The 24,558-nt window shown below is 49.9% G+C and carries 14 protein-coding genes; 13 read left to right on the top strand and 1 reads right to left on the bottom strand.

Annotated features, from left to right (window positions below):
• The first annotated feature begins 12 nt into the window (after positions 1–12).
• The 8 genes from uvrB (at position 13) to galU (ending at position 16,744) form a co-directional block, all read left to right on the top strand.
• Positions 13–2,004 (top strand): excinuclease ABC subunit UvrB, encoded by a 1,992-nt coding sequence (gene uvrB / locus RSX24_RS23285; RefSeq protein WP_236420880.1) that lies wholly within the window; start codon positions 13–15, stop codon positions 2,002–2,004.
• 252 nt (positions 2,005–2,256) lie between these two features.
• On the top strand, positions 2,257–5,115 hold the full coding sequence (uvrA, locus tag RSX24_RS23280) for an excinuclease ABC subunit UvrA (RefSeq protein WP_236420879.1): 2,859 nt from the start codon (positions 2,257–2,259) through the stop codon (positions 5,113–5,115).
• A gap of 333 nt (positions 5,116–5,448) precedes the next feature.
• Positions 5,449–5,661: a hypothetical protein gene (locus RSX24_RS23275; RefSeq protein ID WP_236420878.1), complete on the top strand. Its 213-nt coding sequence runs from the start codon at positions 5,449–5,451 to the stop codon at positions 5,659–5,661.
• Positions 5,662–5,934: 273 nt separating this feature from the next.
• Positions 5,935–7,104, top strand: coding sequence for a S1C family serine protease (locus tag RSX24_RS23270; protein ID WP_343261926.1), 1,170 nt, complete (start codon positions 5,935–5,937; stop codon positions 7,102–7,104).
• 54 nt (positions 7,105–7,158) lie between these two features.
• A complete protein-coding gene (locus RSX24_RS23265) occupies positions 7,159–9,066 on the top strand; it encodes a stalk domain-containing protein (RefSeq protein ID WP_343261925.1) in 1,908 nt (635 codons plus the stop codon).
• Positions 9,067–9,419: 353 nt separating this feature from the next.
• A complete protein-coding gene (locus RSX24_RS23260) occupies positions 9,420–11,933 on the top strand; it encodes a U32 family peptidase (RefSeq protein WP_236420875.1) in 2,514 nt (837 codons plus the stop codon).
• A 231-nt stretch (positions 11,934–12,164) separates the two neighbouring features.
• Positions 12,165–15,635, top strand: coding sequence for a DEAD/DEAH box helicase (locus RSX24_RS23255; protein ID WP_343261924.1), 3,471 nt, complete (start codon positions 12,165–12,167; stop codon positions 15,633–15,635).
• A gap of 227 nt (positions 15,636–15,862) precedes the next feature.
• Positions 15,863–16,744, top strand: coding sequence for a UTP--glucose-1-phosphate uridylyltransferase GalU (gene galU, locus RSX24_RS23250; protein ID WP_343261923.1), 882 nt, complete (start codon positions 15,863–15,865; stop codon positions 16,742–16,744).
• A gap of 52 nt (positions 16,745–16,796) precedes the next feature.
• Here the strand turns inward: galU and RSX24_RS23245 are convergent, their stop codons facing one another.
• The gene (locus tag RSX24_RS23245; RefSeq protein ID WP_343261922.1) at positions 16,797–19,262 is read right to left on the bottom strand and encodes an O-antigen ligase family protein; all 2,466 of its coding nucleotides are present in this window, start codon (positions 19,260–19,262) and stop codon (positions 16,797–16,799) included.
• A 136-nt stretch (positions 19,263–19,398) separates the two neighbouring features.
• Here RSX24_RS23245 and RSX24_RS23240 point away from each other — a divergent pair, with 136 nt between their 5' ends.
• From RSX24_RS23240 to RSX24_RS23220, 5 genes are read left to right on the top strand one after another with little or no spacing between them, the layout of a single operon-like run.
• A complete protein-coding gene (locus RSX24_RS23240; protein ID WP_343261921.1) occupies positions 19,399–20,688 on the top strand; it encodes a glycosyltransferase in 1,290 nt (429 codons plus the stop codon).
• A gap of 1 nt (position 20,689) precedes the next feature.
• Positions 20,690–21,766 carry a mannose-1-phosphate guanylyltransferase gene (locus tag RSX24_RS23235; RefSeq protein WP_343261920.1) on the top strand — a complete coding sequence of 359 codons (1,077 nt, stop codon included), beginning with the start codon at positions 20,690–20,692 and terminating at the stop codon, positions 21,764–21,766.
• A 57-nt stretch (positions 21,767–21,823) separates the two neighbouring features.
• A complete protein-coding gene (gene gmd, locus RSX24_RS23230; RefSeq protein WP_343261919.1) occupies positions 21,824–22,783 on the top strand; it encodes a GDP-mannose 4,6-dehydratase in 960 nt (319 codons plus the stop codon).
• A 39-nt stretch (positions 22,784–22,822) separates the two neighbouring features.
• The gene (locus RSX24_RS23225) at positions 22,823–23,767 is read left to right on the top strand and encodes a GDP-mannose 4,6-dehydratase (protein ID WP_343261918.1); all 945 of its coding nucleotides are present in this window, start codon (positions 22,823–22,825) and stop codon (positions 23,765–23,767) included.
• Positions 23,764–24,552 (top strand): ABC transporter permease, encoded by a 789-nt coding sequence (locus tag RSX24_RS23220; protein ID WP_343261917.1) that lies wholly within the window; start codon positions 23,764–23,766, stop codon positions 24,550–24,552. Before RSX24_RS23225 ends, RSX24_RS23220 begins: the two co-directional genes overlap by 4 nt.
• The last annotated feature ends 6 nt before the right edge of the window (positions 24,553–24,558 follow it).

Genomic DNA, 24,558 nt, shown 5'->3' with positions numbered 1-24,558 from the left:
TGAGATACGGCAATGAGCGATATTATCATGAGCGACAAAACGTTCGAAATCGAGTCAGAGTTTTCTCCCCAAGGTGATCAGCCTGCAGCCATCGAACAGTTGGTGAAGGGCGTTCAGGAAGGGAAGAGGTATCAGACGCTCCTGGGGGCGACCGGAACGGGCAAGACGTTCACCATTGCGCAAACCATTGCCAAACTGCAGCGCCCGACGCTGGTCATTGCCCACAACAAAACGCTGGCTGCCCAGCTTGCGAGCGAATTCAAGGAATTTTTTCCGAACAACATGGTGGAGTATTTCGTAAGTTATTACGACTATTACCAGCCGGAAGCCTACATTCCTTCCTCTGATACCTACATCGAGAAAGATTCGAGCATCAACGAGGAAATCGACAAGCTCCGGCATGCGGCGACCAGTTCGCTGTTCGAACGCCGGGATGTCATTATCGTAGCGAGCGTGTCCTGCATCTACGGTTTGGGATCGCCGCACGAATATTCCAACATGCTGCTGTCCCTCAGGGTGGGCATGGAGAAACCGCGAAACCAGATTCTGTCCCGTCTGGTGGAAATACAGTACCAGCGGAACGACATCAACTTCGTGCGCGGCACCTTTCGAGTGCGCGGCGACGTCATCGAGATTTTCCCGGCATCGAAAGGCGAGCATGCTGTCCGGGTCGAGCTGTTCGGCGACGAGATCGAACGCATTACCGAAATCGACGTGCTGACGGGGGAACTGATCGGCGAGCGCGAGCACATCGCGATCTTCCCGGCGTCTCACTTCGTTACCCAGGAAGAGACGATGCGCGCCGCATTGGTCAATATCGAACGGGAGCTTGAGGAGCAGCTTGAGAAGTTCCGCGAGCAAGGCAAGCTGCTTGAGGCCCAACGCTTGGAGCAACGCACGCGGTACGATATCGAAATGATGAAGGAAGTCGGTTTCTGTTCGGGAATCGAGAACTACTCGGGGCCGCTGACGTTCCGCGAACGTGGCGACACGCCTTATACGCTGCTGGATTATTTTCCCGACGACATGCTGATTGTGGTCGACGAGTCGCATGTGACGCTGCCGCAGATCCGGGCCATGTACAACGGTGACCAGGCACGCAAAACCGTGCTGGTCGAACACGGCTTCCGTCTGCCGTCGGCACTGGATAACCGTCCGCTCAAGTTCGAGGAATTCGAAGAAAAGATGAACCAGATCATCTACGTATCGGCAACGCCGGGACCATATGAAATCGAGCATACCGATAAAATGGTGGAACAAATCATTCGACCTACCGGCCTGCTTGACCCTGTCATTGACCTGCGTCCTACAAAAGGCCAGATCGATGATCTCATCGGGGAAATTCGCGACCGGATCGAGAAGGATGAGCGCGTGCTGATCACCACGCTGACGAAGAAAATGGCCGAGGACCTGACCGACTACCTGAAGGAAATCGGGATCAAGGTGCGATATCTGCATTCGGATATCAAAACGCTGGAACGGATGGCCATCCTTCGCGATCTGAGGCTGGGGACGTTCCACGTGCTGATCGGCATCAACCTGCTTAGGGAAGGACTGGATTTGCCTGAGGTATCGCTGGTGGCGATTCTGGATGCCGACAAGGAAGGATTCCTTCGTTCCGAGCGTTCGCTGATCCAGACGATCGGCCGGGCCGCGAGGAACAGCGAGGGCAGGGTTATATTGTATGGCGACAAGGTGACCGATTCGATGGACATGGCGATCAAGGAAACGGAACGTCGCCGCTCCATCCAGATCGCGTATAACGAGAAGCACGGCATTACGCCGCAGACAATCCGCAAAAAAGTGCGTGACGTGATCGAGGCGACCAAGGTGGCCGAATCGAAGAACGAATACTTGTCCGGCGCGGCCGGCAAAATGTCGAAGAAGGAGCGCCAGTCGCTGATTCAACGCCTGGAGGCAGAGATGAAGGATGCTGCCAAGAACCTGCAATTCGAACGTGCCGCCGAGCTTCGCGACGCGCTGCTTGAACTTCGGGCCGAATAAGTCGGAGCAGTTCCTTGGCATTCGGGGAATGGTGAAGAATGATTGCAACAAGAGAACGGCCGGACGGCCGTTCTCTTGTTGAGTAAGGCTTGGTAGATTTGGCTTTATACAATAAGAACCGATCATGACCGATCATATTGCCATGTTGAAATTTCGGAAACGAGTCTATACTGGTACTAACAAACAATGGGTTAAAAGGTTAATAGGATGGAAGGTTGGCAAGATTTTGACTGTTGAAAGGGTGGATAACCATTGGCGAGCGAGAATATTGTCATTAAAGGCGCGCGAGCGCACAATTTGAAAAACATCGACATAACCATCCCGCGTGACCGATTTGTCGTTTTGACGGGGCTGAGTGGTTCGGGGAAGTCCTCGCTGGCCTTTGATACGATATATGCCGAAGGACAGCGGCGCTACGTGGAATCGTTATCGGCGTATGCCAGACAGTTTCTGGGCCAGATGGAGAAGCCGGACGTGGACTCGATTGAAGGGCTGTCACCGGCCATTTCCATCGATCAGAAAACGACGAGCCGCAACCCGCGTTCTACGGTGGGAACCGTAACGGAAATCTATGACTACTTGCGTTTGCTGTTTGCGCGCATCGGGCATCCGCATTGTCCGGACCACGGGGTCGAGATCACTTCCCAGACCGTTGAGCAAATGGTGGATCGCATCATGCAATATCCGGAGCGGACGCGGTTGCAGATTTTGGCGCCGATCGTTTCAGGGCGCAAGGGCGAACACAAAAGCGTGTTCTCGGACGTGGCCAAACAGGGTTTTGTGCGCGTACGCGTAGATGGCGAGCTGCGTGACTTGTCCGAAGACATCCAGCTAGAGAAAAACAAAAAGCATACGATCGAAGTCGTCGTGGACCGGATCGTCATTAAGGAAGAAGTACAAGCACGGCTGGCCGATTCGATCGAAACCGCATTGAATCTGTCGGGAGGGCAGCTGCTGGTAGATATCATCGATCAGGAGGAGCTGCGCTTCAGTTCGACCTTTGCTTGTCCGATCTGCGGCTTCAGCATGGACGAGCTGGCACCGCGAATGTTTTCTTTCAACAGCCCGTTCGGTGCTTGTCCGGATTGCGACGGTTTGGGCGTCAAAATGATCGTGGACCCCGATCTGCTCGTTCCCGATCGGAGCAAAACGATCGAAGAGGGCGCTTTTGATGCTTGGACGGGAGGTACTTCGACGTACTATCCCCAATTCCTCAGATCGGTGTGTGAGCACTTTAACATTCCGCAGGACGTTCCTGTCGAAGAGCTGCCTGCGGAGCAAATGAACAAATTGCTGCACGGAACAGGTTCGGAAAAAGTTCGTTTCCGGTACGAAAATGATTTTGGCCAACGCAAGGAAGCGATGGTGACGTTCGAGGGCATCGTGAACAATCTCGAGCGGCGTTACCGCGAAACGGCATCCGACGGCATTCGCGAATTCATTGAAGGGTACATGAGCGCGAAACCATGCGGTACTTGCAAAGGACAACGCCTCAAGCGCGAGAGTCTGGCAGTGACCATTAACGACCACAATATGGCTTACGTCACGGGATTGTCCATCGGCGAGGCCGGCCGGTTCTTCGAGTCGCTGCAGCTGAGCGAAAAAGAAGAATCCATTGCACGGCTGATCCTGAAGGAAATCAACAGCCGTCTCGGCTTCCTGGTGAACGTTGGTTTGGACTATCTGACCATGAGCCGTGCCGCGGGAACGTTGTCGGGCGGCGAGGCCCAGCGGATCCGTTTGGCTACGCAGATCGGTTCAAGTCTCATGGGCGTGCTGTACATTTTGGACGAGCCGAGCATCGGGCTGCATCAGCGGGATAACGACCGCCTGATTGCGACGCTTGCGCATATGCGGGACATCGGTAATACCCTTATCGTTGTCGAGCATGACGAGGACACCATGATGGCAGCCGACTATATTATCGATATCGGACCTGGGGCCGGTATTCATGGCGGAACCATTATGGCGCAGGGAACGCCGGAAGAGATCATGAACAATGAAAACTCGTTGACAGGCCAGTATTTGAGCGGCCGCAAGTTCATTCCGATCCGCAACGAGCGCCGCAGCGTGGGAGATCGCTGGCTGGAAATTCGCGGGGCGAAGGAGAATAACCTCAAAAACCTGAACGTCAAAATTCCGGTGGGTGTGTTTACTGCGGTGACGGGGGTATCCGGATCGGGTAAATCCACGCTGGTGAATGAAATTTTGTATAAAACGCTGGCGCGTGACCTGAATCGGGCACGTGTTCGTCCCGGACAATATAAAGAGATTCGCGGCCTTGAGCATGTGGACAAGGTCATCGATATCGACCAATCGCCGATCGGCCGTACGCCGCGTTCCAATCCGGCAACGTATACCGGCGTCTTCGACGACATTCGCGACCTGTTCTCGCAAACCAATGAAGCGAAGGTACGCGGATACAAGAAAGGCCGCTTCAGTTTCAACATCAAGGGCGGGCGCTGCGAAGCTTGCCGCGGGGACGGCATCATCAAGATCGAGATGCACTTCCTGCCGGACGTTTACGTTCCGTGCGAAGTCTGCAAGGGCAAACGCTACAATCGGGAAACCCTTGAAGTCAAATACAAAAACAAAAGCATTGCCGATGTGCTCGACATGACGGTGGAGGATGCGACCCGGTTCTTCGAGAACATTCCGAAGATTCATCGCAAGTTGCAAACGCTGCTTGACGTAGGTCTTGGCTATGTCAACCTGGGCCAGCCGGCAACGACGCTTTCCGGGGGCGAAGCGCAGCGCGTGAAGCTGGCTTCCGAACTGTATCGCCGGAGCACGGGCAAAACGATTTACATCCTGGACGAGCCGACAACCGGGCTGCATGTCGACGATATCGACCGGTTGCTTAACGTCTTGCACCGTCTGGTCGATTCGGGAGAATCGGTGCTTGTCATCGAGCATAACCTGGACGTCATCAAGACCGCCGATTACATTATCGACCTCGGGCCGGAAGGCGGCAGCGGCGGCGGAACGATCGTGGCGACCGGAACGCCGGAGGATATCGTGAAAGTAGAGGAATCCTATACAGGCAAGTACCTGAAACCGATTCTGGAGCGCGATACGGAACGAAGCAAAGCGCTGCAGCTCACCCAATAATCCGAATGGATCGCTCGAAGCCCAAGCCCATCATCATTGGTGCAAGGGCGGTCCAAAGGGTTCAGGACCTTGGATGACAATTAGCTGGATTGCGATTTACGGCCCCCTATGAAAGGGAACTGCTCTTTATCGATTGTGGAATGAGGTTTATTATTCACGTTCTTCAGTAGAGAGTGGAGTTCTTTCCTTTCCCGGTTTGGGGCCGTTTTCGTTATCCTGTTTTTCATATTTTTGGATGAAAGTGCTTGCATTGCAAGCGGGGGACGGATAACATAGAGAAAGAACTCAGGGATGTGTTGGATGTTCAACTATGGTGAGGAGGTCTGTCTATCCATGCTGCTTGCAGAAGCCGCCACGGCGAGTACATCGAATTTCAATGCGTTTGACATCTTTGTTCTATTGTTTACCGTCATCATCTTGATCGGGTTGATTCGGTTGCTACGGGCTCCAAAGAAAAACGTGTTTGCCATCGGATTTGCCGTCGTCAGTCTGTTGGTGTTTCTGATGACCGATTATGCCATGATTACCGGCTGGTTCGGTTCCTGATGAATGATGCGACCGACAAGTACATAACAGCATGAGAACCCGAATCATCAAACACTTTCCAACTTCCATGGAGGGTGTTTTTTTATTTTCAATAGATTCTGGACGGCCTTGAGATGTTGCTGCGAGAAATCAGGTCCATAGTCAATTGTGCAGGAATATTTTGTATGTTACATTGGAACTTACCCATATGAAACTTCCGTTTGAATCGTAGGATCCACCAGGATGACATGTGTGCGTGCAGATTGTTTTATTAAAAGAGGGTAGGTTGAGAGAATGAAAGCATTGGGGAAAAAAAGCATGGCCGTGTTCATGGCTGCAGTGTTGTCCATCGGGGTTGCGTTGACACCCGGACCGGCACAGGCAGCGGCGAACATGAAGGCAAAAGTGATTGACGGACAGGTATATGTCAGCACGGCTGATCTGGTCAAGGCATTGGGAGGCAGCGGGCAATACGATGCACAGACAGGATTGTACCAGTATAAAGGGAATGAAGCCATTCCCAAGGTCATCGAAAAAGTTTCGCCTTCCGTAGTAGGCATTATCGGCAAATCCACCGAAGGAACCACCGGAACAGCGGACCGTTACAATCTTGCCCATGGCACAGGCGTCATAATTCGCGCGAATGGCTGGATTGTCACGAACGCTCACGTCATTGACGGGTTGGACAACCCGGTCGTCGTTACGACAGATGGCAATACATATAAGATTTCCGAGAGCTACAGCGATCCGTTAAGCGATATTGCATTGATCAAAATCAATGGCAAGTCGCTTCAGCCTGCGACCTTTGCCAAAGCTTCGCAAGCCGTCGTTGGGGAAACGGTCATCGCGATCGGCACGCCGATTTCGTTTTCCCTGCGAAATTCGGCGAGCGTCGGCGTAATCAGCGGTCTGAACCGCGGCGTACAGGAAACGTATCGCCTGATCCAGACGGACACGGCCATCAACCCCGGCAATAGCGGCGGGCCTTTGGTCAATCTGAAAGGCGAGGTGGTTGGCATCAACTCCATGAAGTTCGCCGAGGTGGGCATTGAAAACATGGGGTTCTCCATCCCTGTGGATACGGTCCAATATGTGATCCAGCATTTTTTCAAATACGGGGAAGTGAAGCGGGCAAGTCTGGGACTTGAGCTCGAAGAGAGCTGGTCCGCCATTGTGGGGCTTCCGACAGACGACCCGTTGACCGTGACGGGTGTGCTGTCGCCCGAAGCGAGCAAAGCCAAAATCAAGGAAGGCGATCTGTTATACAGCGTTGCGGGAACACGCATAACGTCGATGGTGGACATCAACGAACTGTTGAAAGGCTATTTGCCGGGGCAAAAAGTGAAGCTGTTGATGCAGTCGGACGGAGATATCGTTACGCGTACGCTGGCATTGGTCGATTTCGCCGACGTGGGGCTTGATCCGGATTCCGATTCCGATGAGGCGTATGCCGAAGAACAATAGGATTAGTGTGTTCACCCATGATACAGAGCGAATCCCGAAAGGAAGAAAAACGAAATGAAAAAGCATGTTATGCATGTGCTTGGCACAGCGATATTGACCGGCATATTAACCGCAGGCGTGTCCATGCCCCAGTGGGCATCCGCGGCGGAAATGACAACCAGTGAACTGCGGATCAAAACCGGCAGCACAGGGGCTTATATCAATGGGAACAAACAAACGATAATCAAGCCATATCAAACGAATGGGGTCACCATGGTTCCCGTGGGGATTTTCAAAAAAGCGTTCGGCAGCGAAATCCGGCTGGAAAAGGACGACGTGATCAAAATCAAGGAAGGCGCGCATACCGTCACACTGACGATGGGCAGTACCATTGCCTGGGTAGACGGGGTAAAAAAAGAGATGGGCGCCGCTCCCAAGATGGTCAACGGGGTGTTAATGGTGCCCTTGCGGCCCGTAGCTGCAGGCATTGGAGCCACGCTTGCACCGAACGCTTCGGGAGAACTGGTCATCCGACTGCCTCAATGGAGCGAAGCGGCAGATCCGGATGACGAGGATGACATTGCCCTGGACGATAACAAAACGAAGGTGGGGAACAGCTATTACGGCTGGTCCATCAACTACCCGGCAGACCTGATGTTCCTGCAGAGCGGGGACCAGGAACGATTGATGTCGTTCCGATCAACGGATGGCAGTTATTACTTCGAGGTATACGTCAGCGATCAGGAGGTTGCCCTTGATCCGGATGACATGCTGCAACAGCTCGTGCAAGAGGCGAAAATAAACGGTGGCACGGTGCTCGACAGGCAGACTGTATCCAAGGGGGAAACGCCGTACGCTCGCATCGTTGGCAAGGATCCGGACGGAACCTTTTGGGAGATGCGGCAATATGTCAACGAAGGCCGCCAATACGATGTTTACCTGGCCGACTCCGAGGCCCTGAACTATAAAGATTTGGGCAAACGCGCATCGCTGTTGAATTCCTTCCAGCTTTCTTTTCCGGCATCGGACAAAAGCATCAAGGATTTGTCTACCGTTGAAGATGGCATGCGTTTCGCGGCGAATGAAGATTATGGCATTGAGCTCCAGGTACCGGCAGGCTGGTCGATGGACAACAATCAGATGACGTACCAGGACAAAAACGGGGCATTTCTGCAGCTGCGCGTGACCTCCGCTCCCCCAAGAACAACCGTAAAGGAATGGAGCGGCCAGTTGGATCAATGGATGCGCGAAACGTTCGTGGGCGAAAGTTATGAACCTGTCCGTTCCTATACGATGAACATTGCCGGCGAGACGGCTGAGGTCAGCGAGTTCCGGTACAATTTCGGAGATGGTTGGCAGACGGAGTTCGATGTGTTCCTGCAGAAGAACGGTTACCGTTATTATGCAGAGTTCTCGTTCCCCGAGGCTCAGGAAGCCAATCGGAAATGGTTTGAACGGGTGATGGACAGCATGCAGATCGATTTCGATACGGTGGCTGACAATTTCGGGCAGCTGGATGAAGATCCATACCTGATCGATAAAAGCAAAACGGTGAAGCGCACGTCCAAACGATACCAGTACAGCGTGAACATCCCGCGCTATTGGACGCCATACAGTGACCAGTTCGAGTATTCGCCGGTCATGTACACGTTCACGGGAGGCGAATTTTCCATCGCCGCAAACGCGAACAGCTCGGTGGAGATGACGGTCAGCCAGCTGCGGGAAGCCTACGCGGAAGCGGCCAAATCACGCAAAAATTTCAAGCTGCTCGGCAGCGAGGAACTGACTTTTGCGGGCATTCCGGCGTTTTCCTTCCGATACCATGAGGTGGAGAACGGCATCCCGTATAGCGGCCGGCAGATCGTGTTTGAACAGGGGGGCATGACGTACACAATCACAACAGCTCTGAACGATGCCAACAGCACGGAGGCGCAGGTGGCGGCGCTGGAAAAAGCAGTGAACTCATTTACTTTTACTAAATAATAAAAAGAAACAATATGGAGATCGTGAGATCAAAATACGCAGGCGGAGGGTCCATTGGACCTTCCGTTTTTTCATATACGAGGACATGTGATGACTACCAATTTGCAGTTGAAATGATATGGAAAAGTTTGCAGTAACAATATACGGATTTTTCAGGAAAACGTAGATGTGGCAAGACAGAAGTGATACACTATACTAGTTCAGGAGTTATGACTGCTGATCGACCGGAAATGGATGACTGCGCACCCGAATATCGGGCAATACAGTCATAATGTATAGATATATATAAGAGTCGCCAAGACGGAAGGTTGGGCAAGAAATCCGATCCAAGGATCGGTGACGGGGAGGAAACAATGACAACAACAGCAATTCGAAGAGAGGACGTTGAGCTTCTGGCACCTGCAGGGGACTGGGATTGCATGCGTTCGGCGGTAGCCAACGGAGCGGATGCGATTTTTTTCGGCGTCGAAAAATTCAATGCGCGTGCGCGCGCGAACAATTTCCGCATGGACGAGCTGCCGGAAATTATGGCGTTTTTGCACAGCTATGGCGTGAAGGGTTTTTTGACCTTTAACATATTGATTTTTGAAAATGAGCTGGAGGACGCGAAGGAACTGATCGACGCTTGCGTGGATGCAGGCGTGGATGCGGTCATCGTGCAGGATTTGGGATTGGTGAAGCTGATCCGCGAAATTTCGCCGGACTTCCCGATTCACGGTTCCACTCAAATGACGATTACGTCGCCGGAAGCGGTAGAGTTCACAAAGCCGTTTGACATGGAGCGAGTTGTGCTTGGCCGGGAAAATAACTTGAAGCAGATCCAAAAGATCGGTGAGCAGGCGAAACTGCCGATGGAAGTATTTGTCCATGGCGCGTTGTGCGTCTCCTATTCGGGACAGTGCCTGACCTCGGAAATGTGGGGCGGACGTTCGGCGAATCGCGGAGAATGCGCTCAGGCTTGCCGTTTGCCGTATGACTTAATGGTGGATGGCGAACACAAACCGATGGGCGATGTGGCGTATCTTCTGTCGCCGAAGGATTTGGCCGCGATTGACCTGATGCCGGAATTGATCGAAGCGGGCGTGACGTCCTTCAAAATCGAAGGCCGCCTCAAAACGCCGGAATACGTGGCAAACGTGGTCAGCAAATACCGCAAGGCGATCGACCGTTATTTCGACGGCGACGATACCCGTCCAAGCAAGGAAGAGGTTCGCGAACTGCAGCAAAGCTTCTCGCGCGGTTTTACGCACGGTTTCCTGGAAGGCACGAACAACAAAAAACTGGTGGACGGCACGTTCCCGAAAAGCCGCGGCGTCTATCTGGGGCGTGTGGATCAAGTGCTGCGCGACGGCGTCGTCGTCAAATTGGATGCGCCCGTTAAGCGCGGGGACGGCATTGTGTTCGATGCCGGCGACCCGACGAAAAAAGAAGAGGGTGGACGCGTCTACGACGTTCGCCGCAAAGGCGTCAAACTCGAAGGCGAAGGCCAAGAGGGCTGGATCGTGGACATCGTGCCCGGTCGCAGCGACGTCGACCTGCGTCGCGTGAAAGTGGGCGACAAGGTATGGAAAACGAATGACCCTGCGCTGGACAAACGTCTGCGCCAGACGTTCGAGACCGACAAACCTTACCGCGTCTTCCCGGTACATGTCAAAGTCATCGGCAGCCCGGGGCAGCCGCTCAGCACATGGTGGACCGACGTGCAGAAAGGCACGACGGTGCGCGTCGATTCGGAGATGGAGCTGGACATCGCGCAGAAGCGCCCGATGACGCATGAGCTGCTCGAAGAGCAGTTTGGCCGTCTCGGCGGTACCGTGTTCCAGCTGGAAGAGCTGGACGTCAACCTGCACGGTGACGTCATCATCCCGATGCGCGAGCTGAACAACATTCGCCGTCAGGCGGTAGAACAGCTCGCGGGCGAGCGCCCGAAACCGCCCGTCTACGTGAAACGGGCGGTGGACGTGTACGGCGATGCGGCCGTGCCCGCAACGCCGGTGGCGCGCGGTCAAGCCGAGCTGACCGCGCTGTGCCGCAGCCTGCCGCAAGTGGAGGCAGCGCTCGAGGCCGGCGTCGGCATGATCTACGCCGACTTCGAGTTCATCAAGCAGTTCCCGGCAGCGGTAGAGGCCGTGCGTGCCGCGGGCCGCAAAATCGCGCTGGCGACGCCGCGCATCCATATGCCTGGCGAGAACGGCTACCATGCCAACATTTTGCGTTTGCAGCCGGATGCCGTGCTGGTGCGCAACACCGGAGCGCTTTATTACTACCTGCGTCACCGGATGGAGAACCCGGATGCGAAGCATCCGCAGCTGATCGGCGACTTCTCCCTGAACATCGCCAACCATAAAGCGGTTGAATTGTTCCTGGAAGCAGGCTGCGACTGGGTGACGCCATCTTATGACCTGAACATTCAACAAATGGTGGACCTGCTCCGACGCGCACGTACGGACCGCACCGAAGTGGTCATTCACCAGCATTTGCCGATGTTCCACACAGAGCACTGCGTGTACTGCACATTTATGAGCGAAGGCACGGACTACACGAACTGCGGCCGTCCTTGTGAAGAGCATCGCGCTTCCTTGCAGGACCGGATCGGCATGTCCCACCCGGTACGCGTGGACGAAGGCTGCCGCAACACGGTGTACAATGCGGTAGAGCAGTCCGGCGCAGAATACTTGACGAACTTCATGGATCTGGGCGTGTCCCGTTACCGCGTGGAGTTCCTGGAAGAAACGCCGGAGCAGGTGCGGGAGGTTATCGATCTGTACAACCGTGCATTGCGCGGCGAAATTAGCGGCACGCAAGTATGGAAAACGCTGAAAGCGACCAACCAGCTTGGCGTTACCCGCGGTCAGCTGGTGAAATAACCAAACAGCGCCATGCATGAATGAAGAACGAGGAACGAAGAACGAAGAACGGACCCCAATCTCTGCTTGAAGGAGCTCTTGGGGTCTTTTTCATAACCGGATCGGGTAAAGGACCCGCCAATAGAAACATTCAAGAAACGCGGGCGGCCGATAACGAACAGACGAACGAATCTGTTGATAATACGGTGCTGGCGGAGTATGGAGATTGATTTGCAAGGAGGAGGGGGATACGTGGCGCCATTCTCAATGATGGACATCAAATTGCTGTGCGGTGTCACGGCATTTAAACGAGGGGATGACTACCATAAGTCAGGACGTGTGACCAATCTAGTTGTTAGCGAGGATGAGCAGCATTATGACGCGATCGTGCGAGGAACCAAGCGATACAAGGTGAAGATCGATCTGGACGAAGCGGGAGAGATCGAGGCGTTTTGCGATTGTCCTGCCTACGGGACGTATTACGACTATTGCAAGCACGTGGCCGCCGTCCTCTTGACCATTCACGAGCGCTGGGAACAGGCAAAACCTTCCGCCCAGAAGACCAGGGGAGAAAGCGATGCGCACAGTGAGTGGCCGGCGACTTCGGTTGGCGTTTCTGCAGGAACTTCATCTTCGAAGGCAGGAGGAGAAGGCGCATCCCGCGTGGGGACTTTGGTAGAGGAAAACGCATGGGAGCGCCCCGATGCATCTCTTCCTTCTTCATTGGCGCAGGCGGGCCGTCCAAGCTCGGCGCCCGGCTGGGGGAGGTCCGCAGACAAACCTTCCTATCGTACGGCGGACGAAATTTTGTCGCTCTTTGCGAGGGAACGAAATCCCATGCACGCATTGGAACGAAGCATGGCAGCTCCGGAACTGCGCTCCCCGTTTCAGGAAGAACTGCAGGTCCAATTCATTTGCAAGCTGGCACAGGTTCGCAAAGGAGAGGCCAAACTGGCGCTGGAACTCAAGGTAGGCGAAAAACGCCTGTACGTCGTTCCAAAGGTCAAGCAGTTTCTGAACAGCGTCGAAAAGGGTGTATCGATGCTGTTTACCAAACATTTTGCCTATGATCCGTCCCGCCATTATTTCAGCCCGCGCAACCAAGAGATTCTATCCATGCTGATTCGAATGCGCCATAGCGAAGAAGCTTACCGGGAATCGATATCGGGTTACCTTGGTGCTTCGGATAGCCGGGACATCCTGATTGCGCCGCTGGTATGGAAACCGCTGCTCGATCTGTTGCTTCAGGCGGACAGCCGGATGGAAGGGACCGGGTTCGTGAACGGTCCGCTTGCGCTGGGACAGGGGGCGCTGCCTTTGTACTATCGGATCGCCGAAGGCAAGCAGGAAGGGTATCAGCTTGAAGTTTCGGGATTGCGCGAGGTATTGCTTCTTCCGGCATACGGTGCCGCAGTCGTAGAAGGCGAGCTGCACATGTTGGGTCCGACACAGATGCGAAGTCTGGAAGATTTGGTGGGTGCACTTACGTCCTACGGCATCAAGGAGAGCATTGATATTTCGGAACATCAGGTGAACGAGTTCGTGCAGCATGTGGTGCCTGAATTACGGATGCTCGGCCATCTTTCCATCGATGCCAAAGTTCGGAAACAGATCGTGGAGCCGACGCTCACGCCGAAGCTGTACCTTGATTTCTATCGGGAACGGATTACGGCCCGCCTCGAATTCGATTACGAAGTGATGGTCATCAATCCACTCGCGGAATATTTGATCGAAGAAGAGGAAGAACGAGTGATTCTGATCCGTGACCGCCGACGAGAACAGCATTTAATCGACAAGTTGGATGCGTCCTTGCTTGAGCGGGAGGGCAGCGTCTGGGTGAGCGAGCAGGAGGATGCCATTTATAACGTCCTGTATTTCTTGGTGCCTGAACTCGAAAAATACGCCGATGTTTATGTGCCGAACGCAGTCAAAGCGATGATGCCCGCCGCACAGATTCCTCCGAAAGTTCGGGTCGATCTCGGCAAAGGGTTGGACTGGCTCGAAATTTCCTTCGAGATGGACGGATTGGATGAACTGGAGATTCAGGAGCTGATGCGCAGCATCGTTGAAAAGAAAGCCTATATGCGCTTGCGTGACGGTACGTTTATTTCGCTTGAAAATGAAGGCATGCACAGCTTCGCCCGCGTGGCGGACTCGCTCGGGTTGGAGCCTGGCGATATTCGCGGCAGCCACATTCAGCTGCCGGCTGTCCGGGCCTTGCAGCTTCCGGGCCGGGACGAGGTATCCGGACATGTGAAGTGGGGCGGCGCCATCCGGCGCTTCCTTGCCGATCTGCGCGACCCGGACCGGATGGACTTCGCGCTGCCAGACACGCTGTCCTCCGTGCTGCGCGATTATCAGGCCAGCGGGTACCAGTGGCTGCGTACGCTCGCGTTTTACCGCTTTGGCGGCATTTTGGCCGATGACATGGGGCTTGGCAAAACGCTGCAAAGCATCGCGTACATTACGGCCGAGTTGGCGGAGGCGCCGGATTCGTCTGCGAACACAGGTCATCCTCCAGTGCTCGTCGTTGCGCCAGCATCGCTAACGTATAACTGGGCCCATGAATTTGCGCGTTTTGCGCCCCATCTGAACGTGCTTGTCGCGGCCGGGCAGAAGGAGGAACGCGCCTCGATGCTGGCGGATATGGGGCATGCCGACGTCGTCATTACGTCGTATCCGCTGCTTCGCCGCGATCTGGATACGTATTTGGGCAGGGCGTTCCATACGCTCATCCTGGATGAGGCGCAGGCGATCAAAAACTCCTCTTCCCAGACGGCTCGGGCCGTGAAGCAAATCCAGGCTCCGCGCCGGTTTGCCCTGACGGGAACGCCGGTCGAAAATTCGCTGGACGAGTTGTGGTCCATTTTCGAGGCCATATTCCCGGGACTGTTCCCCAGCTATCGCCGCTTCCGCGATCTTCAGGCAGAGCGCATCGCCCGCATGGTTCGTCCATTTATCATGCGCCGCCTGAAGAAGGACGTGCTCGAAGAGCTGCCGGACCGCATCGAAACGGTGCATCGTTCGGAGTTGAACCAGGAGCAGAAGAAGCTGTACGCGGCTTATCTGTCCCAACTGCAGGACGAAACGTCCCGCGATTTGCAAGAAGGCGGTTTCCAGCAGCATCGCATCAAAATTTTGGCAGGCATTACCCGCTTGCGCCAGTTGTGCTGCCACCCGGCTCTGTTTGTGGAAGACTACCGGGGCGAGTCGGGCAAAATGGAACAACTGCTGGACATCGTGGAGGACGCCATGGCTTCAGGCAGGCGCATGTTGATTTTCTCCCAGTTTGCGAGCATGCTCACCATGATTCGCCAGACGCTGCTTGCACAGGGGCGCGGCTTGTTTTATCTTGATGGGCAAACGCCTGCCAAAGACCGGGTGGACATGTGCCGCAGGTTCAATGAGGGAGAGGGCGACTTGTTTTTGATTTCTTTGAAGGCAGGCGGAACTGGCCTCAACCTTACGGGGGCGGATACAGTTGTTTTATACGATCTATGGTGGAACCCCGCCGTGGAGGAGCAGGCGATCGGACGCGCCCATCGGATGGGGCAAAAGCAGGTTGTGCAGGTTATCCGCCTTGTGTCGGAAGGAACGATCGAAGAGAAGATTCTGGAGCTGCAGCAGCGCAAAAAAGATCTGATCGCCGAAGTGATCGAGCCGGGAGACGGAGGGGCCACCGCCCTTTCCGAGCATGATATCCGGGAGCTGTTGATGGTGTAACAACACATGAGGGTGATGCAGTGGAGCAATTCCGGCATCGCCCTTTTCGTGGTACCATGAGAAGCAATATAATTTGTGTATCGTTGTTACAGTGCCTAAAAAACCATGGTATACTTGGGTTCACTTAGCCATTTTGTGTTAATGAAGTGTACAGTATTGACTGGATTACTCTTCGAATTCATCGTATATTTCGACTGTTTGAACTTTGAAAAGGGGCCATGATTTTCATGAAAATCCGTAAAGCGATTATTCCTGCGGCTGGGCTGGGGACACGTTTTCTGCCTGCCACCAAAGCGATGCCGAAGGAAATGCTGCCGATCGTTGACAAGCCGACGATTCAGTACATCATCGAGGAGGCCGTCGCCTCTGGAATAGAAGACATTATCATCGTGACTGGCAAGGGGAAACGTGCGATCGAAGACCACTTCGATTACTCCTTCGAGCTGGAACAGAATTTAGCTGACAAACAAAAGTGGGACCTGCTCAGCGAAGTTCGCAAACCATCCGAGATGGCGGACATTCATTATATCCGGCAAAAGGAACCCAAGGGCCTGGGACATGCAATCTGGTGTGCACGGAAATTTATTGGAGACGAACCGTTTGCCGTACTTCTCGGGGACGATATTGTTGAAGCCAATACGCCGTGTCTGCAGCAGATGATGGAGGTGTATGACGAGTTGCAATCACCCATTGTCGGCGTGCAGCCCGTCGATTGGAGCGAAGTGTCCAGATACGGAATCGTGGACGGCGAAGTCATCTCCCGTACCGATGAACGCGTGTTCCGCGCGCGCCGCCTGATTGAGAAGCCGAGCACGGAACAGTCGCCATCCAACCTGGCCATTATGGGACGTTATATTTTGACACCTGATATCTTTGAGATTCTTGGACAGCAGTCTGCTGGTGTCGGAGGGGAAATTCAGCTAACCGATGCATTGTCCCGATTGAATGAGCGGAGAGAGATACTGGCATATCATTTTGAGGGGCTTCGCCATGACGTCGGCGAGAAACTTGGCTTTATCGAAACGACGATTCATTATGCGCTTCAGCATGACGATCTGCGAGAGGATTTGTTGAAATATTTGAGGGAAGTGGTGGAGTCGGAGCGCTAGATAAAACAGCCCATGAGTGGACGTATATATCCATTCATGGGCTGTTTGTCGTTTAGAAGTTCATTTCGGCAATGCGCTTGATCTGTTCAGCTTCGTCAGGAGAATCCGCAACGAATTTGTCGTATAATGCCTGATCCTGCTGCCCTGTTTTGCTCAAGGCGCCGAGGTACCATCTCACAATCTCGCGATTGGTTGCATCGGATAAATCCTCTGCAATTCCACTTTTCAGGATGGCAGCCGCACCTGCTGCATCATTGCTCATATACTTTATTTTGCCTGCATTCAGGATCATCGTTGGAGTCAGCTCAAACGGCTCACCCTGCTGCTGTCCTTCAGGCAGCGTCTTCAGGTGTTCGACACCATCCACCACATGCTGATAAGCGTTCAGGCCTGCGGTGAAATAGGCCTCTTTGCCAGCTGCGTCCCCTTGTCCCAAAGCTTGGTACCCGAGATCAAAGGAACGGCTGATCAGCTTCTCGTACCATGCCATGTCCCAGACATAGTTCGCTGCGTATTCCTTCTGTAGGGCAAAGGCCTGCTCATTCTCGCCCTTCAGTTCGTACAGCTCGATCAGCCTGGTCGCCATGCTCTTGTTGTACGGCTCGGACTGAAGCCCTTTTTGAAGAAGGCCCACGGCTGCGGTGTAGAACTGATCATCCTGAGTTTGCTGGAACCCTTGCTGATAGAGGGAAGACAATAATAACAGAGAGTCGGAATGCGTACCGCGAATCGACAGGTCTTTATCCAGCGGTGCTTTAATTTCCCCAAAGTCTTGACTGGTCTGGGCTACTTCTTTTGCTTCATAAGCATAGTGATTGGCCTGCAGGAAACGCACGGACACAATCAATAATACAATAACGGTTATTCCGGCAATGACGCTATAGCTTCCCCGTGCAGAGGAATCGCTGAGCTTGAATCGTGCAAGCGAACGAGGTTCCATTGCAGCGGCCATCCCGCCAAGTCCAAGGAAGACGAGCATGCCGATCAAGACATAACTCATGTTGAAATCGAGAACGCTCAGCACCAGAATCGACATGGTCAGAATGAAATAAATAAAATGCGATTCCCGTTCTTCCTCGCTTCTTCGGTTATAACTTCGTACGAACTGATAGAAGATGTACAGTATGAACGACATAAAAACAAGGAAGCCTATCAATCCGACTTCAACCAGATACTGCATGAAGAAGTTATGTGCCTGCGCACTGACGTAAGGGTTGTTCTGGTATTTTACATACAAGGAGCCCCAGGCTCCGCCACCGGCCCCAATAATCGGGTAATCGGCAAATAGTTTGGAGGCATCCTTATAAAAAGTAATCCGCTCCAGCACGCTGTGCTGTTGGAAATTGATGTTCTCCAGCCGGGTGCTGATGCTGTCCGGCAGGATGTTGCGTACGCTGGTGCCCAGAAGCAGCCCCGCTAGGATCGAAGCGAGCACAATGGAGCCCAGCGGAATCCAGAGGCTGGAACCTTTGCGTTCTGCCCAGGAATGAAGCTTGCCTTCCAGCCGCGGGGCAATCCAGCGTTGAACAGCCCAGCATAACGCGGCAACGACAATCGAGGCCGCGATCAGGTAACACCAGCCCTTGGCTGCGAGAGCGCTTGTGAATGTCTGCTGAAGCTCAAGCCCGGCCGTATTGACCGGATTCAGAATGGCGATCGTGCCAATCCCCGCGATGGCAAGATGGATGAACCAAAGAATCTGCTTTGCAGGTCTGAGCAGCAGAAGAAGAATGACAAAGACGATCGGCATCATGACAAGTCCTGTCCGCGAAAGGGTCAGCAGCAGCGACAGAATCACCGGCACCAGCATGAAACCGTGCAGAAGCTGGACATATGCCTTTTTGGAACGAACCATGCTGAATATGCCTATGAACAGAAAGGCCATCAGGAATGCTGCATATGTATTCGGATACTGGAATACGGAAGCAAGCCGCGGACCATTGGAATCGTTCCAGATGGCCTGGTTGTATACTCCATTGACTACGCCAGCAGAGAACCAACCAACTAACTTACCCGCGAAGCTGAATGCACCAAGCCAGTTCAACAAACCAAAACCGACAATTATATATGCAATTCCTATTAAGGAAGATTGTATGATATGATTGATTTGTTTGTTCTGAAGCAAATACATGGTCATGACGAACAGCATGGCATAGATGCATTGGATCAGGATCATGTTGACTGCCAAATATTGCGATGCGGCACTAATCAGTGACAGTACATAGGTAAGCGGCAGCAGAATGACGGCGATCTTGAGCCAATCCCGCTGGGTCTCCAGCTTTATGCTTTTGTAGTAGACTACAGCCCAGATGATGAAAAGGAGGGTTGTAATCGCTAATGCCCAATAAATGGGGCTTTCGTATTGCAGAGTTTGTCCGTTAAATAACGCAACTTGAAACGATGACCAGAGTAAAAATAAGATAAGCCCTATGGTCAATGTCCATAGAAGCGGTGAAGCCGAACTCGAAGAGAGTTTGCTCGACGTCTTCTTAGGTTTCCCGTATACTGGATTCGACAAGGTTTGAGTCTCCTTTGCTTGTAGATACGACATTATTTTAGCACATTAGATGTAGAATGTCCTATCAACCTTGTGCTGAAAATTATGTTACATCACTCACTCTAAATGATCATTTAAAAGGACGATAAAATTGTCTATGGCAAAAATAAGATCAGTACTATATAGAATTCTCTACAGATGTGCTATTAAGTTGAAGCCACTTGGTGTTAAGTTTATTTCGTTTGAGGCTAGGCAGCGAATTAAGCAGAATCTTCTTAAGGTAGCTTTTCCATTAAAGAAAAGTGGAGATAATACTAGGCTTTCCGGTGATGTAACAGGTATAAATCTTGTAGGTTATGCCCGTGCCGAAATGGGTATTGGCGAATCTTGCAGAATAGCTGCGCGGAGTATTACTGCTGTAAACATACCTTTCGGGATTATAAATTTTACCGGGACCAATTCTGCTAGGATGAATGATAATACCTGGATTCATAAAGAACTTGCTGAACCTAAGTATAATATTAATTTGTTTCATATTAATGCGGAGCAAATGTTCGAAATTTATTCTCACTATGGTAACTCTATTTTCACGAATCGCTATAACATAGGTTATTGGCATTGGGAACTGCCTGATTTTCCTGATGAGTGGAAGGAAAGTTTTAATTTGGTTGATGAGATTTGGGTTCCTTCTACGTTTGTTGCAGATTCAATCGCGTCAAAAAGCCCGGTGCCCGTAGTGAAAATTCCGCATAGTATTGAAGTTTCAATTCAGCATATGCGAGACCGAACGTATTTTAATCTACCTTCGAATGCTTTCTTGTTCTTAACAATGTATGACTTGAAAAGCTTTCAGGAAAGAAAAAATCCCAAGGCTTCAATTAGATCATTTCAAAGGGCATTTTCACCAGATGATCTTTCCGTGGGACTGGTAGTCAAAGTGAATGGCATTGGGTATGCAGAAAAAGACCGAGAGGAACTACATGAGATTATAGGGGAATACAAGAACATCTATTTGATTGAGGAGACCCTTACTAGAAATGATACTAATGCCTTGATCTCTGTAACAAACAGTTATATTTCTCTTCACCGTAGCGAGGGCTTTGGTTTGGGACTGGCGGAGGCTATGTATCTGGGGAAACCAGTGGTTGGAACAGGATGGTCATCTAATACAGATTTTATGAATCATCACAATTCATGTATAGTGGATTATACCCTTATAAATCTGAAACAAGACTACGGTCCTTACAAAACAAGTCAATTTTGGGCTGAACCAGATGTGGAGCATGCAAGTCAATACATGCGTAAACTTTATGAGGACAGGAACTTTTACGAACAGATATCGTTAAAAGGAGAGGTATATATTAAAGAACACTATTCTCCACGTGCCATCGGGAGCTTGATTCAGAGAAGATTAGACTATATTTCTATGTGGAAGTTTGGAGGATAAAATGAATATTACATGTGTTATCATGGCCGGGGGTAAAGGGGAGCGCTTTTGGCCTAAGAGTAGGACTAACCTTCCGAAGCAATTTTTAAATATATCCGGGAACAAATCTATGATCCAACAATCGATTGCACGTCTTGAAAAGCTAGTGGACATTTCTCGTATATTTATTGTCACGAATGAACTATATGCTGAGTTAATTAAGGCTCAAATACCTACTTTGCCTACTACCAATATAATTATTGAGCCGGTTGGGCGAAATACTGCCCCTTGTGTCGGTCTAGCATCCATCATTATTGAGGATCGTTTTCCAGACAGCACAATGATAGTAATTCCCTCAGATCATATTATTGAAAATGAAGAGGGTTTTGTGAATATACTTAAAACTGCTACTGAGGTTGCTCAAGATAATGGGAATTTGGTGACGTTAGGCATCCAACCTACATACCCTGAAACAGGATATGGCTACATCGAGAGTAGCAATAAAACTAGGAAAATTAATGAACTTTCAGTTCATAAAGTCAATAAATTTGTTGAGAAACCTGACTTGGTTACAGCAAGGTCATATCTAGAAGCGGGCAACTTTTTTTGGAATAGCGGCATTTTTGTGTGGAAAGTTAATACTATTAGATATTATATACAAGAACTGATGCCAGAAATGCATGACATTTTGGAGACCATGAAGGTAGTACTTCATTCAGAAAATCGAGATGAAATTATACGTTCGGAGTTTTTAAAAATGCCTGATCAATCTATAGACTACGGGATTATGGAGAAGGTTAGTAACATCTATGTGATCCCATGTGTGTTTGGGTGGGATGATGTGGGTAGCTGGACAGCATTGGAACGAATTAATGAACTCGATGATAACGGCAATGTAATTCGTGGTAACATTCTCAATCTGGATACCAAACGGTGTATTATCGAGAGTAATGGTAAATTAATTGCGACCCTTGGGATTGAGGATTTAATTATAGTGGATACCGAAGATGTGACCTTAATTTGTACTAAGGAAAAAGCGCAGGAAGTCAAGCTGCTCCTAAAAGAACTGAGGACGCAGAAGATGGAAGAATATTTGTAGGTTTTATGTAATTAATTGATATATTATAACTGTACAACAAAAGGAGAACTTAAGAACATGACCAAACATGCATTGATTACAGGAATTACAGGACAAGATGGTTCATATTTGGCAGAATTACTTCTTGAGAAAGGATATAAAGTATATGGCCTTCGCCGTAGAACGAGTGTACCCATTATGGAGAACATAGAGCATATTAAAAATGAAATTGAATTTATCGAAGGAGATTTGCTCGATCAAGGATCACTCATTCAGGCAATCAGAAAGTCTAATCCAGATGAAATATATAATCTTGCGGCACAATCCTTTGTAGCCACCTCATGGGAGCAACCAGTATTGACTGGACAAGCTACGGCAATCGGTGTAACAAATATGTTGGAGGCCGTCCGTTTGGTTAAACCGGATGCTAGATTCTATCAAGCCTCAAGTAGTGAAATGTTTGGTAAAGTTGTAGAAACGCCACAGAAAGAAACAACACCATTCTATCCAAGAAGTCCTTATGGCGTAGCTAAAGTGTATGGGCATTGGATCACAGTTAATTATCGGGAAAGCTTTGATATGTTTGCGTGTTCAGGAATTCTATTTAACCATGAATCACCGCGTCGAGGTGTAGAGTTCGTGACGCGTAAAGTAACAGATGCAGCAGCACGAATCAAATTGGGCCTTCAAAATGAACTTCGCATGGGGAATTTGGATGCAAAACGTGATTGGGGCTTCGCTGGCGATTATGTAAAAGCAATGTGGTTGATGTTGCAACAAGATTCACCAGATGATTTTGTGATTTCGACAGGTGAAACACATACTGTTCAAGAGTTAGTGGAAATTGCCTTTGGTCATGTCGGTTTAAACTGGCGCGATTATGTAGTAGTGGATCCGAAATTTGTTCGACCAGCTGAGGTTGATCTGCTCTTGGGTGATTGTACAAAAGCTAAAGAACAGTTGGGATGGGAACTGGAAGTAGGCTTTGAGCAGTTGGTAACTATGATGGTTGAAAGTGATTTGAAAAAACTGAGCTAAACCAATGTTAATCAATCAAGTATAAGGAGTTGAATTAACATGAAGGCTTTAATAACTGGTGTTAGTGGTTTTGTAGGTCGATACTTGGCTCAGAACTTATTGAAAAATGGATACGAGGTGTGGGGCGGAACGAGAAAGTTTTCCGCTCCTTTTATTGATGGAATCAGAATTATAGAGTTGTCTTTGGAAAACGTAAAAAACCTGAAGATACAATTAAACACAGTTAAGCCTGATATTGTGTTTCATCTAGCTGGACAAAGCTCGGTAAAGGATTCATGGTCTCATATTTATGAAACATTTCATTCTAATGTTTCGCTTTCTTTGAATTTGTTAGAGGCAATACGAATGTATGATACAGAGAATAAAGTTAAAGTGATAACCGTTGGATCTTCTGAAGAATATGGTTTAGTGAACTCTAAACCAATTGAGGAAACAAGTGAAACCAACCCTGGAAATCCTTATGGGTCTTCTAAGTTAACACTTGGCAAAGCTGCGATGTATTATGCTCAAAATTATAATATGGATATTATTCATGCTAGACCTTTTAATCACATTGGTCCTGGGCAAAAACTTGGGTTTGTAACAAGTGATTTTGCTAAGCAAGTGACTGACTTGGAAAAACAAGATGAAATTACAGAGATATTTGTAGGCAATTTAGACAGCAAAAGAGATTTCACAGATGTCCGAGATATTGTAAATGCATATAGATTACTCGCTGAAAGAGGTCATTCAAAAGAAATTTATAATGTTTGTTCAAATGTATCTACTTCTATCAAAGAAATACTTAATACATTCGTAGGGTTTTCAGAGAAAGAGATCAAAGTAAGTATTGACGCATCAAAGTTTCGACCAATTGACATTCCTGATTACTATGGTTCCAACCAAAAATTAAGGAATCATACTGGTTGGTACCCAACCATTAATTTAGAACAAAGTTTGCTGGAGATATATGAATATTGGAAAGGAAAAGAGACTTGTAAATGAAACTAGTTAAATTATTGAACCTTTATGAGCTTGTTGAGTATAGAGAAATGTTGAGGAATCTCACGACTTATGATTTGAGAACAAGATATAGAGGATCAATCGCAGGTTTCTTATGGACGTTTTTAAACCCTTTATTGCTATTAAGTGTGTATTATCTTGTATTCTCAACTGTTATGAGAGTGGATTTAGATTTTTATTTTCTTTATATGTTTATTGGTTTGTTGCCTTGGACGATGTTCCAGAGTACCGTTTTAACCGGAGTAAATTCTATTTTATCAAATGCCAACTTAATTAAGAAAATATATTTTCCCAGAGAAATTATTCCAATGTCTCTGCTTTTTTCGGGAATAATAAATTATTTTCTTGGAATGGTCATAGTGGCCCCATTTCTTTTTTTGCTTGATTTAAACGTTCTTAGAATTTTAATATGGTTTCCTATAGTTTTAATTACCCAATCAATGTTTACACTAGGGCTTATTTATCTCCTCTCAGCCCTAAATGTTTTTTTTAGAGATATTGGGCATGTAGTGTCACTATTAATTACTGCTTGGTTTTATTTTACTCCAGTTGTTTACCCTGACACTATGATACCGAAAGAGTATAGAGAACTATTTGACTTAAACCCAATGAAACTTTTTTTGGATATTTATCATAATATTTTTTTCTACAATAAGCCTGTAACAATTCAGCATGGATTACTTTGTTTTGGAATTAGTTTATTAATACTTGCTTTGGGTTGGGTAGTATTCAAAAAGTTAGAAAAAAAATTCGCTGAGGAAATATAAGGAGTA

Source organism: Paenibacillus hubeiensis (assembly GCF_032334105.1).
In the GTDB taxonomy this organism is placed as follows: domain Bacteria; phylum Bacillota; class Bacilli; order Paenibacillales; family Paenibacillaceae; genus Paenibacillus; species Paenibacillus hubeiensis.
The sequence above is the reverse complement of the archived record's forward strand: the minus strand, read 5'-3'. Positions and strand labels throughout refer to the sequence as shown.

Coding starts and splice junctions, on each gene's coding strand:
- RSX24_RS23275 (WP_236420878.1), top strand. CDS start 5,449: ATGCTGCTTGCAGAAGCCGCCACGGCGAGTACATCGAATTTCAATGCG.
- RSX24_RS23265 (WP_343261925.1), top strand. CDS start 7,159: ATGAAAAAGCATGTTATGCATGTGCTTGGCACAGCGATATTGACCGGC.
- RSX24_RS23225 (WP_343261918.1), top strand. CDS start 22,823: ATGAAGGCTTTAATAACTGGTGTTAGTGGTTTTGTAGGTCGATACTTG.
- RSX24_RS23240 (WP_343261921.1), top strand. CDS start 19,399: ATGGCAAAAATAAGATCAGTACTATATAGAATTCTCTACAGATGTGCT.
- galU (WP_343261923.1), top strand. CDS start 15,863: ATGAAAATCCGTAAAGCGATTATTCCTGCGGCTGGGCTGGGGACACGT.
- RSX24_RS23270 (WP_343261926.1), top strand. CDS start 5,935: ATGAAAGCATTGGGGAAAAAAAGCATGGCCGTGTTCATGGCTGCAGTG.
- gmd (WP_343261919.1), top strand. CDS start 21,824: ATGACCAAACATGCATTGATTACAGGAATTACAGGACAAGATGGTTCA.
- uvrB (WP_236420880.1), top strand. CDS start 13: ATGAGCGATATTATCATGAGCGACAAAACGTTCGAAATCGAGTCAGAG.
- RSX24_RS23235 (WP_343261920.1), top strand. CDS start 20,690: ATGAATATTACATGTGTTATCATGGCCGGGGGTAAAGGGGAGCGCTTT.
- RSX24_RS23220 (WP_343261917.1), top strand. CDS start 23,764: ATGAAACTAGTTAAATTATTGAACCTTTATGAGCTTGTTGAGTATAGA.
- RSX24_RS23260 (WP_236420875.1), top strand. CDS start 9,420: ATGACAACAACAGCAATTCGAAGAGAGGACGTTGAGCTTCTGGCACCT.